Source organism: Pseudomonas sp. KH_050 (assembly GCF_057838875.1).
Window position 1 is genome coordinate 1,437,316 of record NZ_CM174478.1, and the last position, 17,004, is coordinate 1,454,319.

The window sequence follows — 17,004 nt, forward strand, 5'->3', positions numbered from 1 at the left end:
TCCCGTTATCTTCTGGCTGTGTAGAGGATATGAACGATGATGTCCGTGATGGACTCGAGCATGGCTTTCTGTTCTGGGGTGGTGTTGGCGAGCTCCAGTGTCCACTCCGAAATCAGCCCGGTGAACTCGAAGGGCAAGTAGCGTTCATCCTGGAAGTTCAGGTTGAACACACCGCTGTCATCGACCCCGGTAGAAAGAGCGACTTGTTGGTTGGCGCGCCGATCCTTGAGCTCTGACTTGTCGTACAGCTCGATGGTGTTGTTGACCTGGGTCAGCGTGCCATGGATGTCCTTATAAGGGCCTACAACGACCGGCAGGGAGATGCTGACGCTTTTGATCCGCCGCAGGTAGAGACCGTTGTAGTCATCCTTGAACGTATCCTTGAGCAGACTGAAAGCGATCGAGCCGTTGCTTTTCAAGCCTGCCAGTTCAGCGGTCCAGCCTGCCCCCAGGAGCTGGCTCAGCGACACGGTCTTGCGGATTTCCAGCTCGCGCTCGTCTTCCAGCAGGTACTTGCTGTGCAGCTGCAGCAGGCTGGTCTTCAGGGACTCGCCGGCGCCCAAGCCGCGCCAGGTGGCATTCCAGGCGCCCGGTTTGATGAAGGATGGACTGCTGTAATCGGCCCGTTCATAGCGCCAGCAAGCTTCGACAGCACGGCATAACGACTGGGTCGCGTCGTAGGCCTGGTAGTAGAAGGTGGCGAACTGGCTGTTGAGCCATTCGTAAGTCTGGGCTTTGGTAAAGCGGTTGCTGTTGGTGAGCAGATCGTAGGTGGCTTTGGTCTGGGTCAGTGAGGTTTCGGCCTGGCGCAGTTGCAGGCGGGTGGCTTTTTCCTGCTCGGCCTGGAGCTTGAGTTGGGCGTCGAGTTGGAGTTGCTCCGTGTTTGCCTGATCGAGTGCTTGTGCCCATTCCTGGGCGCGGCGGTCGAATTGGGCGGTGCGGTCGAGGGCCAGGCCTGTATTGCGCTGACCGGTGGCAAAGGCTTGAGCCGCAGCCTGTGCAGCAAAGGGGATACCTTCAAGGCGAGCGCCGCCATCAGCTGTCCCAAAAATATTTGGGGGGACCATCACAAGGTGGCCGATACCCTGCATTACGTATCCGGCGATTTCCGAAATGTTGCTTTGGATAAACCAGTCAGCTGCCTGCTGTTCACCAGAACTCACCCCATCAAGCAGCAACTTCCCATAAAAAACGACCCGTCCACTGACGACATTCCGGCTGGCAATCAATGCCTCCCTGTTTTTCCCCTCGATCACCAGCGCCTGGGTTTGCAGGTCTACGGCAATCTTCGCCATATCCCAGGCTTGCTGCTGTTGCAGTTCCAGGTGCTGGACCTGCTCCTTGCGCTCGATCAGTGACAGCAGCGTGGCGCCGAACTGGATCACGCTGTCGACGGCATTCATCGCATGGGCATACATGACGCTGAAGCGATAAGGCGGAATGTCCGGAGTCAGCAACCGGTCAAGTCCGTCACCCGAGATGCCCTGACTCCAGGCTGCCAGCAGGGCTCGCGGGTCAAGCGGCTTGGCGAACAATGGCAGGTGCAACAGCTTGCCAGTGATGTCGAGGTTATGTCGCAGGTTGTACAGGCGGCTGTCACACAGATCCCAGTATTTGACCAACTCACGATTGAAGGGCAGGCGAAAGTGCGGGTTGTCGGTGGTCGAGAGCATTGTGTGCGAAGCACCGCCAACCACGCTCAACCGTGGGACAACATCCGAGTAACCGAACGAACGGTTGCTGAGGGCATGGTTTTCGATACGGCGCTGGTCTTGCTCGATCAGCCGTTGTTCAAACGCGCGCAGCTGCGGACTTTTCGCCGCATTCAGCTCCTTGAGCGTGATCGGTGCCCATGAGTCGACCGTTCGCACGTCCGGGCGCTGGCCCAGCAAGTCCAGCACCCGCACATACCAGAGCTTGGCTTCAGCCAGGCCGTCGGGCGTCAGCTGCCGGTACGCCGCATCACCACGATTGATCAGGATATCGAGGTACAGCAGGTACAACGCCTTGCGAAAGTGCACCGGAACGCTGCGGGCAATAAAATCGGGGTCGTTTGGCCATAGGGCCGGCCAGGTCGGAACATTCGGCGCTTTGCTGTCATCCAACGGAACCGCATCCCAGTAGGGGGGCCGGCCGGAGCTGTCTTTTTTACGGTTAGTATCGAAGACATAGCCCAACCAGCGCTCGGCCTCGCTGTACTGTTGTTCCTGGTTCAAACGGTCGGCAATCAACCAGGGCAGGTAGAGGAACAACTCCCTGAAATACAGGCCGTAGGCACCATTGAAGTCCATGACTTCTGCATGGCCTTCAGCATGCATTGGAGGCTCTGTCAGCTGTTGTGTACCCCACGTCAGCAGTTCGTCCAGGCCTGATTCGGCGAGATTGATCAGGTGACGGGCAAAGGTGGTGTTCATGCGGATAGGCGGGCGCTCGACCGTAGTAGATCCGTCGCTGTTGTGGATCGTAGTACCGTAGAAATCAATGGACTCTGCGTTGCCCAGCGATGGGCTTTCCTGATGCCAGATAATTGGGGAAATCTGGTCTTCGGCCGGATTTTTTTCTCCCCAATTCACGGAAATCGCCTTGAGGGCGCCGCCTAAGCGCTTGCCCGTCGTTTCACCTGGTTCTGGGCCTCTGCTGATGCTCACGCCGTGGATAAAGGGAATGGATGCAGGGTTGTCTGGCCAGTCGCCTGGCCAATCGGGCCGCATTTTTTCTTGGTCGATTTTAATCGATAGTCTATAAATGTCTCCCGCTAATAACTTGGTTTGGGGGGAAGATTGACCTAAAACGATCATGTCTTCGTAGCGTTCGGGTGTGGCCTCTGTTGCATCCTTGGGGTGCAGGATGACGTGTTGGAAGATCAACGGTTCGGCGATGAAGATTGCGACTTTTTCTGCTCTGAGTTCCGGAGCGCTATCACCGTGACCTTTGACAAGGGTTAGTTGAATCTTTTTACCTGAGTTGAAATACGGCAGCGCTGTTCCTGGTATTTCTTTCCCTTTGAGTGAGTACTCGTCGCCAGCGGGCAGATTGTCTATTGTGAGCCAACCTTCACTACTTCCTGCGTCCGTTAACAAGTCCTCGAGTTCTGGAGGACGGGTATCATCATGGTGAGTCATAAAATAATAGTTGTGGCCATTATTATTAATGAAGAATTCGGTGTTTATAGGTGTCAGTTTTGATCCCTCAAGAAGCTGTACTCGTCCTGTGATAGGCGCTGTAGAAGAGATAATAAAAATTAGTTCGTAAAGTTGAGTTCCAGAATTGTCGCTACACATCAGGTCTATCGTGGTGTTGCTTTCGAAAATGTTGGTTGTTTTTGAAGTGATTTCGAGTGTGGCTTTTTGTCGGTTGTAGATGACGTCTATATCTTTGGTTAGATCTGCTATGTTTTTCTGTGTTTCTTTATAATTCCAATCGTCTTTATTCGAGTGTGTCGGGGAATTTGTTATGTTGGAGAGCTCGATAATGAAGCTTGGTAGCCAAAACTGAAATCTATCCAGGTTGAAATTTTGGTGGGCAAACAGACGGCCTATTTTCAGAACATGTGCCTGGGTCTCGGCATCGTTGTTTTTTGGAGTAATGATATTTGGTTTTATTGATGAGTTAGGTACCTTTCCATTTGAAGGAAACATCGGCGTAACGTTGAAGTTTTTGTCGATGCGTGCTGTCTTCAAGAACGTATATTTATCCTCCAGTCCAGTTTCTGCAGTGCCGTGGGTATAGCCAACATACAAGCCAATAAATAACGACTCGGGTGTAGTTGAATGATCATACACGGCGATGGTGTTGGTTAACTGCTTTACAAGGTTCTGGTCTGCCTCAGACAGTTTTTTGTCATTGCTGTAACCTTGAAGATAGGTCTGCGGGGCGCTCCAGCTGTTGTCGTATTTTTTATAGGAGATATTCAAGCGGAACTGCGGATTGGTCTTTGAAGTGTTCTCCGCTTCTGTTCCTGGTGGAGGGGTCGTCGCGGCCGAGTCCTGGTAAATGATTTCCGCCCAAACGACAAACAACCGATTATTGAACCAGACCGGACGAATCGAGTGTTCGACGGCATTGTCCGAAATGGGCAGGTTGGCGCGTTTCCAGTCGGACCAGGCGTCGGGCTCCGGGATATCGGATTTAGGTGGTGGTGGGACTTCATCGGGTTTGCGATTGGGATCAGTGGGTCTGCGCTGGCGCATATCCAGCGAACGCCAGTAGTAGGCTTTCTCGGCGCGGGACGTGGCAATGAAGTAATAAATACTGTTGGCGAAGTCTTCACCGTCGATATAACCGTTGAGCACATTCAGGTTGGCGATTTCTTCGAACCGCGCCAGGTACGCCAGTACCGCCGTCTGCACGGTCTCGGGTTGAATCTGGTTTTGGTTGATGTCGTTTTCCAGTTGGCGGAAATTATCGGTCTTGTTCAGCCGCAGAGCAGGGGCCAGATAGAGCGCCGGGAAATGCTTCAACTCCTGGTTGGCCGCCCAGAGCGGGTACTGATGCATCTCATTGCGCCAGTTCCTGATTTGCTCAGGCGTCAGGCTGGCCTGCTCATAACCCGGCTCCATATTCATCAGGATGCCGTTGACATACTGCTGCAGGCTGGCGATGGCGCAGGCCACCGGGCTGGTGGGCACATTCTGGCTGACCAGCACATCCAGGAGCAGGAACTCGTAGATATCGTTGGCGGTCTTGATTTTGTCGTCGAGCTTCAGGTCTTTGATGGTTTCGTCGTTGGGCACGACGACATGCAGAAACAGCGCGACCAGAGCATCGCGCAGGGATTCATTGAGCTGGCTGTCGATGGATGTGGACATGATCGTTCCTTGAGCGCACAGACGTGACTAATGGGGGGTGTGGTTGGCGGCCATGACTGCTGCTGCGACCGGTTTCCATTTATCGAGCCCGCTTTCTGCGTTCAGGGCGGTGGCCTGCATTAGAGCGGTCGCGGATAGCCCGGCGGTTTGACAGGCGGCCTGGCAACGTCGCAGCCAGTCGATCTGTCCCATTGAAAGGGCGCGTTCTTCATTCAAGGTTTTGCTCAGGACAGTTATCTCTTGGGCATCCCATTCCAGTAGCGTGGCCAGATAGTTGGCAGTGTCTTCGTTGACGGCTTTGCGCAGGGCTTTGTTTTTCAGCTGTGGTTTTGGCGGGTTAGCGATGATGAAGTAATTCAGGAGCTTCTCTTCGGGCTGTTTCTGGGTATTGAGCCAGTGAGTGAAACGTTCGAGCAGGTAAAGATTGGCGAGCGACAGTTGGCTGGTAGAGGCCGGGTCCGGGTAGTCACTCATGCCCAGCCATGCCGGGCAAGCCACGAACAACCGCAGGGCGTTGTTGCTCAGGTGCAGCTGCCGGGAGGCTTGGGCATGGCCAAAAACCGGCTGCAACAGGGTAATCAGTGCCAGCAGTTTCGCATCGTCGATGGGTTGTTGTGGTCCTGGTTTCACTCCGAGTGCTGCGCTAAGCAGCGCGTTCACCGTGGTCTGCGCCCAATGCACAACTGTTACTGCACGGTCCATCGGTAGCTGACTGATCTCCTGCAACAGGACTTCGATCAGGTGCGCCTGTTGGTCGTGGGCCTTGAGCAATAGATGACTGAGTTTTTCCACGCATTTCTGCTTGACGGGCTCTTTCAGGTTCAATGGGTCGATCAGGCCTTTTACTGCAGCCTGGAGTTGAGTGGAGGTTTCATCGCTTGAGGTAAAAGGCAGCGGACACACGAGGCCTTGCGCATCGATCACGGGCTTCTTGGGGGTGCCTTTGTCGTCCTGCAGTAATTTGAACCAGTCGATGACGTCGCCATAACCCCGTGATAAGGGCTGCTTATCTTCATTGGCTGGAAGGTTCAGTGCCTTGAGCTGTTGTTCGGTGACTACGCTGGTCGGCGTCTCCATCACCAACCGGGTCACTCTATCTTTCAGCGCTTGGGTGGGGTGCGCATTGTCGACGCCCAGCCCTGAAAGCTGACGCAGCTGTGGCACGTTTTGCTGGCTTTCCTTGAGCCAGTCGACTGCCCAGACCATTTGCATCAGGATGTCGAGGATGTCCGGGGTGTTATCCGCGGGTGTATCCCGGGGGGCGAGAAGGCCCGTGGTCAGTGCAGTTTTATAGGCAGCACCTCCAAGCAGATCCACCAGCGCCAGGAAATCAACGGGCGACAGGTCGAGCATTCGGGCAATCCGCGCTTGTCGGTAGATGGACGTTACCGTGGTCAGGTCGCGCTTCAGCGATTTGAAGTGTTCATTCGTCTGTTTGACGAACGGCAGTAACGAGTCTTCCGTCGGTTGCAAACCCAGCCCGGCGCACAGTTGCAGCAGGGTTTTCTGTGATGGGACATCCGTGTTGTTCAGAGTGAAGGGAGTTTGATCCAGTACCAACGCTGTATCGAACAGCTTCACCCGGTTGAATACCTGATCGAACAATGGCAATCGATCGCCGATGGCATAGGGTGACAAGTCATGCAGCAGGGCGGCGAACTCTTCCGGTTTGATGTCAAAGCGCTGGTTCAGGTAGCGATAAACCCCCAGGGCGCGCAGGGTGTTGGTATTGAGTTCCAGGCCCAGGTTGCGTTCGCCTTCGGCCCGCATGGCACTGATGATCAGCGTATCCAGTTCGGCGAAGCGAATGCCTGTCCAGCGTTGCAAGCGAATCATGCGTTGCAGGCGGTCGAAGCGGTTGAGGGAGGTTTTGCTCAGGTACCAGACAATTATTTTGTGGTCTTCTGTACCGTAGTTGACCTCCTCTAGCCCCATCGAGTTATCGAAACGATCTGCATGGGTGTCCCCATACAATGAGGTAGCGGCACTGTCATACAAATCAGACCCGGTGCCGTTGACATAACAGGCGCCATAGTGGGACGCGTGAGGGAATGGCAGGATTTTTTTAGTCGGATCCTTTGGGTCCGTCATACCTTCATGCTGCGGATGGGGGCTTGGGCAGTTGGGGGACAATCGGGGGAGTTGCGTACGTTGCGACAGGAGCGCTTCAACCTGTTCGGCGTTCAGGTTGGTCCGTTGCATGAAGGTTGTCAGTTCAATCAGGTTCAGGGTTGGATCCTGTGTCGCGGTGAGGCCGTAATGCCCGGTAAAAAAGGCACTTTCCTGAGCCGTCAGCGTGTAGTGATCATCCAGCGAGAGGGTGAAGCTTTGCTGGGCCACGCCCGATGTTTGTGTGCTGGTAACGACATGGAAGGTCGCTCTATAACCCGATTCCGGAGGGGAGGGGAAAGCCTCCTTGAGTTTGATAAATGAGCCGGTGCTCGTGGATGTCGCGTCATGCGGATAGTTAAACTGCCAGAACGTATCGTTGCTCAGAACGTAGGAGTTTAAATTCAGCTCCACATTTTTTGGAACCGTACCCCCTTCCTTGAGGAACTTGACCTGAGCAATGTTCGTTCCCGCAGCAACGGTTCCAGGTTTGTCAGCGGGCGGTACCACAGTCCCAATGGCTGATTGTGACAATGGCAAAAGAAAGCAGGTGCTCCAGGCTTGGAGTGGCTGAATGCAGGTGGTGCCAGGGCTTGCCCAGCCGATACCCAGATCGACACTTGAAAGATAAAACGTCGTGAACACAGAGGGTTCTGTCAGCAACTTTTGCTGTTCTGTACTCAATCCCGACAACAACCGCTGAGCCTCGACGGGCGGGTTGGCAAGTACCTGGCCATAAGCGTTATCGGCCTTCTGGGTAAGGGGCAGCAACGTACTGACGCGATAGTTCAACTCCCCCAGCCCCGGTTTCTCCGCGGTTAATCCCAGCAGGCACTGATGATGGTAAAGAGTGTAGGGGAACTCGAAGGGATAGCGCCGGCTGGCCAGTTCTTCGTAGATATCTTTGCCCAGGTGACTTTGAATACTGTTGGTCAGCACTTCATTGACGATATTCAACATCGGGATGGGCGTGTTGGTGGTTTCCTCGTTTATCAGCAGGTCCTTGATGTCCGGGCGGCGTTTATCCAACAAAACTCTGCTGACATCGGTGCTTGATGCTTCGAGTTCCTTGGTGATGAAGGTATAGAGCGCGTTCAGGTAGGCCACCGGCCCGTCGATGGCTGCCAGGGCTCCCACTTTGCAAAACTCATCCCAGTTTTCCTGGAACAACTTCTGGTAACCGGGACCTATGTCCAGCAAGGCGCGGACGCCGGTGCGCTGGCCCAGACGTTGGGGAGCGCCGGAGGAGATCTGGTGTTCCCGGTACAAACGGGCGATCTGCCGGGCATAACCCATGGCATTGTCATAGGCTCGATTGGCGTCGGCATCGCTGAGTCTGGCAAGTTGCTGAGCGAATTCGGCCCTGGACAGGCGAATGATGTCGAAGACCGATGTGCACCCCATTTTCTGCATGGCCGTCTTGAAACTGACATGACCCTTTTTGGGCCGACCGTCGTCCTCGACCAGGGAGTGCATCAGGGTAGTGTTTTCGCCGTCCATCTAATCGATCTCCTGCCAGAAGGGGGGCGGTTTCGGAACGCCCGGCAGGTTCAAACTAGCGATAAACGAAGAGTGTGTAACCTGTCAGAACTGACAGTTCGATGGGTGTTTCTTAGAGTAAAATGGTTACAGGAACATCATTTTTATTACTAAGCGTCGAGCGGCGATTCTTCAACGAACAGGTAACAAAAAAGGCGGCAGAGTTGCCCCAGCCGCCTTTTGTCTGGAAATAGAAGCCCTTACTGCACTTCTACCGCCAGGCTTTCACTGATCTTTTTCTGCCAGATGGCAGGACCGGTGATGTGTACTGACTCACCCTTGCTGTCGACTGCAACCGTCACAGGCATGTCTTTAACGTCAAACTCGTAGATCGCTTCCATGCCCAGTTCGGCGAAAGCCACCACGCGGGATTTCTTGATCGCTTGCGCCACCAGGTAAGCCGCGCCGCCGACAGCCATCAGGTAAACAGCCTTGTGGTCCTTGATCGCTTCGATCGCGGTCGGGCCGCGCTCGGATTTGCCGATCATGCCCAACAGGCCGGTTTGCTCGAGGATCTGCCGGGTGAATTTATCCATCCGCGTCGCGGTCGTCGGACCCGCAGGGCCAACCACTTCTTCGCGCACCGGATCGACCGGGCCGACGTAGTAGATGAAGCGACCCTTGAGGTCTACCGGCAAGGTTTCACCCTTGTTCAGCATCTCGACCATGCGCTTGTGCGCAGCGTCGCGGCCAGTGAGCATTTTGCCGTTGAGCAGGACGGTTTCGCCCGGCTTCCAGCTCTGCACGTCTTCCGGGGTCAGGGTGTCGAGGTTGACTCGACGCGCCGACGGGCCGGCTTCCCAGACGATTTCCGGGTAGGCGTCCAGCGGTGGCGCTTCCAGCGACGCCGGGCCGGAGCCGTCGAGCACGAAGTGTGCGTGACGAGTGGCGGCGCAGTTCGGGATCATGCACACCGGCAGGGACGCGGCGTGGGTCGGGTAATCCATGATCTTCACGTCGAGCACGGTGGTCAGGCCACCGAGGCCCTGGGCGCCGATGCCCAGCTGGTTGACCTTCTCGAACAGCTCCAGGCGCATCTCTTCGATACGGTTGGACGGCCCGCGTTTCTTTAGCTCGTGGATGTCGATGGATTCCATCAACACTTCCTTGGCCATCACCGCGGCTTTCTCGGCGGTGCCGCCGATGCCGATGCCGAGCATGCCCGGTGGGCACCAGCCAGCGCCCATTTCCGGAACGGTTTTGAGCACCCAGTCAACGATCGAGTCGGACGGGTTGAGCATGGCCATCTTCGATTTGTTTTCGGAACCGCCGCCTTTGGCCGCCACGTCCACTTCCACGGTGTTACCCGGGACGATGGAGTAGTGGATCACCGCCGGGGTGTTGTCCTTGGTGTTCTTGCGAGCGCCCGCCGGGTCGGCGAGGATGGAAGCACGCAGGACGTTTTCCGGCAGGTTGTAGGCGCGACGCACGCCTTCGTTGATCATGTCGTCCAGGCCCATGGTCGCGCCATCCCAGCGCACATCCATGCCCACACGGACGAACACGGTGACGATGCCGGTGTCCTGGCAAATCGGGCGGTGGCCAGTGGCACACATGCGCGAGTTGATCAGGATCTGCGCCATGGAGTCGCGGGCAGCCGGCGATTCTTCACGCAGGTAGGCCTCGTGCATGGCCTGGATGAAATCCACGGGATGGTAGTAGGAAATGAATTGCAGGGCGTCAGCAACGCTCTGAATCAGGTCGTCTTGCTTGATCACGGTCATGAGTCGCGCTCCTCTATAAGACGGGAACATTTAATAAGGTGTCTTCAGTCGGGTGGATCTGGTCACTGAAAACACCTTTTAAGGCACGCCGGGCATGCTGGCGCGACGCTAAAAAGGCGCGGCAGTATAACCCGCCAAACGCTCGGGCACACCCGCTTGTAGGAGCTGCCCCCGTAGGAGCTGCCGCAGGCTGCGATCTTTTGATCCTGGCGTCCGTCCGTTCGGCGCATTCCCCATGGAAAATATCGCAAGCTGCGCCAGCGCCTACGCCGACCGCGTTCATCCGCCGGTTAACCGATCCCCCGGTAGGAGCTGCCGCAGGCTGCGATCTTTTGATCCTGGCGTCCGTCCGCCCGACGCATTATCCCTGGAAAATATCGCAAGCTGCGCCAGCGCCTACGCCGACCGCGTTCATCCGCCGGTTAACCGATCCCCCGGTAGGAGCTGCCGCAGGCTGCGATCTTTTGATCCTGGCGTCCGTCCGCCCGACGCATTATCCCTGGAAAATATCGCAAGCTGCGCCAGCGCCTACCCCGACCGCGTTTATCCGCCGGTTAACCGATCCCCCGGTAGGAGCTGCCGCAGGCTGCGATCTTTTGATCCTGGCGTCCGTCCGTCCGACGCATTATCCCTGGAAAATATCCCTGGCTTCCGTGAAATGGTCGGAACAGGCGATCCTGCCAGCCATCCAAAAATTGAATAGTCATTTCTCAGGCACGCCACTAAAGTGGTATATGGCCCGTAGGGTAGGAAACCCGTTCAGCCTCCTTTAGCACGGTGAGTCAAAGATTGACCCATACAGCCATACAGAGTCTGTTACTCAAGCGCTTCATTCTGGCGGCGGGCACCTATGGGCTGGCGTTGCTGTTGCTGTGGCTGGCGATTCTCGGCGATCACTATCGCGCGCCGATGAGCAGCGCAGTGATTGCCACGGTGCTGGTGGTCCTCAGTCAGCTCGCCTTGCTCGGGATATTTCTCAGCGGGCGTAACCTGCGCTTCGTCGACCCCAGCCTGACCGAATTGCAAACAGTGCTGGGCCTGGCCTGGCAAACCTGGTTCATCGCCCAGCTCGACACGGCCCGCGGCGCGTTCCTGGTGTTCTACGTATTGATCCTGTTGTTCGGCCTGTTTCACTTGCCGCGTCGGGCATTCGTGCGCTGTGCGGCGCTGGTTTTTTTCAGTTTCGCCGGGATCAATCTCTGGGAAGGTTTCCACTTCGAATTGGCCGACCCGACACTCGCGGCGTTGCAAGTCTGTGTGCTGTTTATCGTGCTGGCGTGGCTCTGCCTTTATGCCAGCTACGTCCAGGCGTCACGTCTGCGCATGCGCCAACGACGCTTCGCCCTGCAGGCCCACCAGGACACCCTGCGCGGGATGATGCGCCAGCTCGAAGACCTGGTGGCCACCGACGAACTCACCGGGCTGTTCAACCGCCGGCATTTTCTGCGCCTGGCCACCCGCGAATTGCACACAATGGACGTCGATGTCATCCACGGCCTGGCGCTGATCGACCTGGATCATTTCAAACGAATCAATGATATCCACGGGCATGCGGCCGGCGATCAGGTGCTGCAGGCCTTTGCCGCCGTCGCCAGCGCCTGCCTGCGCGACGGTGATGTGCTGGCCCGTTACGGTGGAGAGGAATTTGTGGTGTTGTTGCCCGATTGTGATGCCGAGCGCCTAACCTCCTGCTGCGAGCGTCTGCGCATTGCCTTCACCGATGTCGAGTTGGTCGGCCTGAGCGTGCACGGCCTGAGCCTGTCGGCGGGGATGACCTTGCTTGAGCTCGGCGATGATCTGGATGAGGCCTTGCAGCGCGCGGATCAGGCGCTTTATCGGGCCAAGCGTGACGGGCGCAACCGTTGTGCGGCCGCCTGGGAAAACGTCGATGCCTGAATTACGGGTGGGTGAGCGACAGTGGTCGGTGGCAGCGGGGAGCAACCTGCTCGACGCCTTGAATCAGGCCGGTATCGCCGTTCCTTACAGCTGTCGCGCCGGCAGTTGCCACACGTGCCTGGTGCATTGTCTGCACGGCCAGCCGAGTGACCGCAAACCTGATGCACTGACAGTAGAGCAACGTCAGCGGGGCTGGCGGTTGGCCTGTCAGTGTCAGGTGAACGAGGATTTGCAGGTCGAGATCTTCGACCCTTTGCGCGACGGTTTGCCGGCACAAGTGGTGGGTGCCGACTGGCTGAGCCCGAGCGTTCTTCGCCTGCGTTTGCAGCCTGAACGGCCATTGCGCTATCAGGCCGGGCAACACCTGGTGTTGTGGACGGGCAACGTGGCGCGCCCCTATTCGCTGGCCAGCTTGCCGGAAGAAGACCGCTTTCTCGAATTTCACCTCGATTGTCGTCAACCTGGCGAGTTCAGCGACGCGGCCCGTCAGCTCAGGATCGGTGACCCGATCCGCCTCGGCGAACTGCGCGGCGGCGCCTTGCATTACGACCCGGAGTGGCAGGCTCGACCGCTCTGGCTGCTGGCGGCCGGTACTGGCCTGGGGCCGTTGTTCGGCATACTGCGCGAAGCCTTGCGTCAGGATCACCAGGGTGTCCTGCGGGTCATTCACCTGGCGCATGACGCCAGTGAACATTACCTGGCCAACCCCCTGGCAGCGTTGGCGGCGAACTATCCCAACCTGCAAATCGAACTGCTGACAGCGGCCGAACTGCCTGTGGCCTTGACACATCTGCGGCTTGTTTCCCGACAAACCCTGGCCTTACTCTGCGGCAGCCCCGACAGCGTCGACGCCTTTGCCCGGCGCCTGTACCTGGCGGGGTTACCGCGCAATCAACTGCTGGCCGACGTCTTTGTGCCCCGTGGTTGAGCGCTGATTTTACTTCGCGAGACTCACACCATGACTGACGCGATATTGCTGGAGCGTGAACGCGGGCTGCTGACCTTGCGCCTCAATCGCCCGGACAAGAAAAATGCCCTGACCCGTGCCATGTACAGCCAGTTGGCCGAAGCGCTGGAGCAGGCTGACCTTGATCCCGGGATCAATGCTGTGCTGATCACCGGCAGTAGCGACTGCTTCACCGCCGGCAATGACATTGCCGACTTCCTCCAGCAACCGCCGAGCAACCTCGACAGCCCGGTGTTCCACTTCATGCGCAGCCTGCTCGAATGTCGTAAACCGGTGATTGCCGCCGTGGCCGGGGCGGCGGTGGGGATCGGCACGACCCTGCTGCTGCACTGCGATCTGGTGTACGTCAGCAGCGATGCCCGTTTGCGCATGCCGTTCGTCAACCTCGGCTTATGTCCAGAGTTCGGTTCGAGCCTGATCCTGCCGCGTTTGCTCGGACAGGCCAAAGCCGCCGAACTGCTACTGCTTGGCGAAGGCTTCAGCGGCGAGCAGGCTGCGGCCTGGGGCATCGCCAACGAGGCCTTGCCCGATGGCACCGCCGCATTGGCCAAGGCACGCGAAATGGCCTTGCGCTTCGAACAATTGGCACCGGGTGCCGTGCAGATCAGCAAACAACTGATGAAAGCGCCGGACCAAGAGCAGCTGCGCAAGGTGATAGAAGAAGAGGGCGCCGTGTTCACCCAGCGGCTGCGCTCGCCGGAAGCGATTGCGGCGTTGTCGGCGTTTATCAATAAGCCTTGAGTCTGTGCTGACGGTTCGGCCCGCGAAGACGTCAGCTGCGTCAGCAAAGGTTTCTGTAGATGCCCTACAGCTACTCAGGCGAGTTCGCAATTTTTATCAGCCAAGAAAACCTGCCAGAGCACCCTCTCTCCCTCCAGTCGGGCCTACAGTTCCAGCTACAACAATGGCGTCGTTGGGGCCCAATGCGATGGATTGCAGAATGTCTTCTCCGGGGCCGAGCTTGAGAGTGGTCCATCCTTTTTTGTTGAATGAAAGATCCGGATTTCCATCGCTCAAGAATCGCGCGAGCACGAAGTCCAGATCAAAGAGTGAATTATCCGGGTCGCGCCAGGCCCCAGCGGCCACAATTCTACCTTTGCTCTGCTCAGCCGCAGTCAGCCAATAGGTTTCACCATTGCCCAGTTGAGTCGATAGAGGCTCGGCGCCGTTAAACTGAATATTGAATGTACCATCAAGTTCAAGGCTGATCAGTAATCCCGCATACGTGCTGAAAGAGGTGTGACCCACCCCGAGAATTCGTTTGTTGGTTTGCTCCGTCACGTGCAACAAGGTCGGGTTGACAAGGGCGGCCTCATCCATTCGTACGATGAGATAGCCCGTCTGGTTGAAGGTTGTGTCGAATGTACCGTCGTAGTTGACGCTGACGAACAGCGCTCCACTTGGCTCCCTGTAACGCGATACTTCTCCGACGCCTACGTACTTGCCATTGAACGCCATCAGGCTTTGAATTTCGGTCATGCCGTCGACATAGTTGGGGTGGATGATTTCTACGTGCCCGATATCATTGAAGGTCTCATCGAGATCACCCAGCCGGTCGAGCCGAATGATTACGCTGATCCGGCGTGGGGGCAAGGTGGCGAGTGTGTTATAGGAATAGATGCGGGTGATCACTATTTTGTCGTCAGCCACCGTGTAGGTGCTGCTTACGTATGAGCGGGTTCCTGAGTCATGCTGTGCCTCGTCAGATTGAAAACTGGCAAATGGAGGGCTCAGTTCGATGCAAATGATGGCTTTTCCTTGCTTCCCGAATCCAGTGTCCAGATTTCCATTCATGTCGAAGCGAGCCAGGGCATTGGCTCCGTCAAGCCCGTAGGCCCGCCCGCCGAGTAAAAGAAACTCAGCATCGCCCTCCTTCACAACCGTGACATATTCTCCGTACGAAGGAACTGGAGATTGGTCATCGCTGCCGAAGTGTCCTGTCACAAAACCCAAGTGACCAAATGAGGTTTCCAGTGAGCCCTTCGAGCTCAGGCAAGCGATCCAGAAAATCGAGCGGTTGGAGGTGATGGCATTACCCGTGACATAGAGCTTGCCGTCCGCTGCTTGCGTCATATTCCGCAGGATCGTTGATTGAGTATCAGGAACTGTGATGAACACTTTGCCTTCGATACCGAATGTGGGATCAATGGCGCCAGACTCGAGCGGTTGATGGGGGGTGACGTTTTTAGTGTCCATAATCTCTCATCCATTAGTGTTATTGTTGATTGCTCACAGCCTTCGTCATGCACTTCTTCGATCGGCATACTGGAACTCTTGGCCAGCGCCAGGCTGATTTGGCGCTCCCCGTGCCAGACTGTCTACTGTCATAGTTGACAGTAGACAGTGAAGTTAAAAACCAGCTATGCACGCTGAAACAAAAAAGCCCCGCAGTTATAAGCTGCGGGGCTTTGGTTTTTCAGCGGCCTGAATCTCAGACCATCGGGTCGCCGACATGCAGGATCTTCATGCCGTTGGTGCCACCGGTGGTGTGGTAGCTATCGCCCTTGGTCAGGATCACCCAATCGCCTTTCTCGACCACGCCGAGTTTGAGCAACTCGTCGATCGCGGCCTGGCTGACTTGCTCGGGCGGCAAGGACGCCGGGTCGAACGGTACGGTGTAGACGCCACGGAACATGGCCGCGCGGGCCTGGGTTTCGCGGTGCGGGGAGAACGCGTAGATCGGGATCGAGGAGCGGATCCGCGACATGATCAGCGGCGTGTAGCCACTTTCGGTCAGGGAGATGATCGCTTTCACGCCCGGGAAGTGGTTGGCCGTGTACATGGCCGCCAGCGCAATGCTCTGGTCGCAGCTTTCGAAGACCTTGCCGATACGGTGGCTGGAGGTTTTGCTGGTCGGGTGCTTTTCAGCGCCGATGCAAATCCGTGCCATGGCCTGGACCGCTTCGAGCGGGTAGGCGCCGGCGGCGCTTTCGGCCGAGAGCATGACGGCGTCGGTGTAGTCGAGCACGGCGTTGGCTACGTCGGACACTTCGGCGCGGGTCGGCATCGGGTTCTGGATCATCGACTCCATCATCTGGGTCGCGACGATCACCGCTTTGTTATGGCGGCGTGCGTGCAGAATAATCTTCTTCTGAATGCCCACCAACTCGGCGTCGCCGATTTCCACACCGAGGTCACCCCGGGCAACCATCACCGCATCGCTGGCCTCGATCAGACCGTCGAGGGTTTCGTCGTCGGCCACGGCTTCGGCACGCTCGATCTTCGCCACCAGCCAGGCGGTACCGCCGGCTTCGTCGCGCAGTTGGCGAGCGTATTTCATGTCGGCTGCGTCGCGCGGGAAGGACACGGCGAGGTAATCGACTTCCATTTCCGCGGCGAGCTTGATGTCAGCCTTGTCTTTCTCGGTCAGGGCTGGAGCCGTCAGGCCACCACCACGGCGGTTGATGCCTTTGTGGTCCGACAGCGGGCCACCGATCAGCACGGTGCACTGCAGCGCGTCAGCGGTCGCGGTGTCGACGCGCATCACTACGCGGCCGTCATCGAGCAGCAGTTCGTCGCCGACGCCACAGTCCTTGACCAGGTCCGGGTAGTCGATACCGACGACTTCCTGGGTGCCTTCGGTCAGCGGATGGCTGGTAGAGAAGGTGAAGGTGTCACCGACTTTCAGCTCGATACGCTTGTTGGCGAATTTGGCGATACGAATTTTCGGGCCCTGCAGGTCACCCAGCAGCGCGACGAAGCGCCCGTGCTTGGCGGCAAGAGCGCGCACCAGCCTGGCGCGAGCTTTATGCTCGTCGGGGGTACCGTGGGAAAAGTTCAGCCGGGCGACGTCCAGGCCAGCCAGAATCAGCTGTTCGAGAACTTCCGGCGAGTTGCTGGCAGGGCCAAGGGTAGCGACGATTTTAGTACGACGTACGGACATGCAGAGACTCCTGAGTTCAAGCGCAAGCAGAGGCTACTATGCTGCGATGTTGTAGTCATTGTTCGTTTGCACTACTTA

At 57.2% G+C, this 17,004-nt stretch carries 8 protein-coding genes; 3 read left to right on the forward strand and 5 right to left on the reverse strand.

Annotation, left to right across the window (positions count from 1 at the left end; all coding sequences use genetic code 11):
• Positions 1 to 5: 5 nt before the first annotated feature.
• The 3 genes from AC3IUA_RS06625 to AC3IUA_RS06635 form a co-directional block, all read right to left on the reverse strand.
• Positions 6 to 4,808: a Tc toxin subunit A-related protein gene (locus AC3IUA_RS06625; protein WP_489359678.1), complete on the reverse strand. Its 4,803-nt coding sequence runs from the start codon at positions 4,806 to 4,808 to the stop codon at positions 6 to 8.
• A gap of 27 nt (positions 4,809 to 4,835) precedes the next feature.
• Entirely contained in the window at positions 4,836 to 8,417 is a 3,582-nt protein-coding gene (locus tag AC3IUA_RS06630) for a Tc toxin subunit A (protein WP_489359679.1), read from the reverse strand.
• A 239-nt stretch (positions 8,418 to 8,656) separates the two neighbouring features.
• On the reverse strand, positions 8,657 to 10,180 hold the full coding sequence (locus AC3IUA_RS06635) for a fumarate hydratase (protein WP_008156025.1): 1,524 nt from the start codon (positions 10,178 to 10,180) through the stop codon (positions 8,657 to 8,659).
• A gap of 789 nt (positions 10,181 to 10,969) precedes the next feature.
• On the opposite strand from AC3IUA_RS06635, the gene AC3IUA_RS06640 reads away from it, so the two are divergent.
• The 3 genes from AC3IUA_RS06640 to AC3IUA_RS06650 are packed head-to-tail and all read left to right on the forward strand — an operon-like array spanning position 10,970 to position 13,784.
• The gene (locus AC3IUA_RS06640) at positions 10,970 to 12,076 is read left to right on the forward strand and encodes a GGDEF domain-containing protein (protein WP_489359680.1); all 1,107 of its coding nucleotides are present in this window, start codon (positions 10,970 to 10,972) and stop codon (positions 12,074 to 12,076) included.
• Complete coding sequence (locus AC3IUA_RS06645; RefSeq protein ID WP_489359681.1) at positions 12,069 to 13,004, forward strand: iron-sulfur-binding ferredoxin reductase; 936 nt, start codon at positions 12,069 to 12,071, stop codon at positions 13,002 to 13,004. Before AC3IUA_RS06640 ends, AC3IUA_RS06645 begins: the two co-directional genes overlap by 8 nt.
• Positions 13,005 to 13,034: 30 nt before the next feature.
• Positions 13,035 to 13,784, forward strand: a complete 750-nt coding sequence (locus AC3IUA_RS06650; RefSeq protein ID WP_489359682.1) for an enoyl-CoA hydratase-related protein — start codon at positions 13,035 to 13,037, stop codon at positions 13,782 to 13,784.
• Between the two features lie 96 nt (positions 13,785 to 13,880).
• On the opposite strand, the gene AC3IUA_RS06655 is transcribed toward AC3IUA_RS06650, so the two are convergent.
• The gene (locus AC3IUA_RS06655) at positions 13,881 to 15,239 is read right to left on the reverse strand and encodes an NHL repeat-containing protein (protein WP_489359683.1); all 1,359 of its coding nucleotides are present in this window, start codon (positions 15,237 to 15,239) and stop codon (positions 13,881 to 13,883) included.
• A 235-nt stretch (positions 15,240 to 15,474) separates the two neighbouring features.
• Positions 15,475 to 16,926, reverse strand: a complete 1,452-nt coding sequence (gene pyk, locus AC3IUA_RS06660) for a pyruvate kinase (RefSeq protein WP_489359684.1) — start codon at positions 16,924 to 16,926, stop codon at positions 15,475 to 15,477.
• Positions 16,927 to 17,004 lie beyond the last annotated feature (78 nt).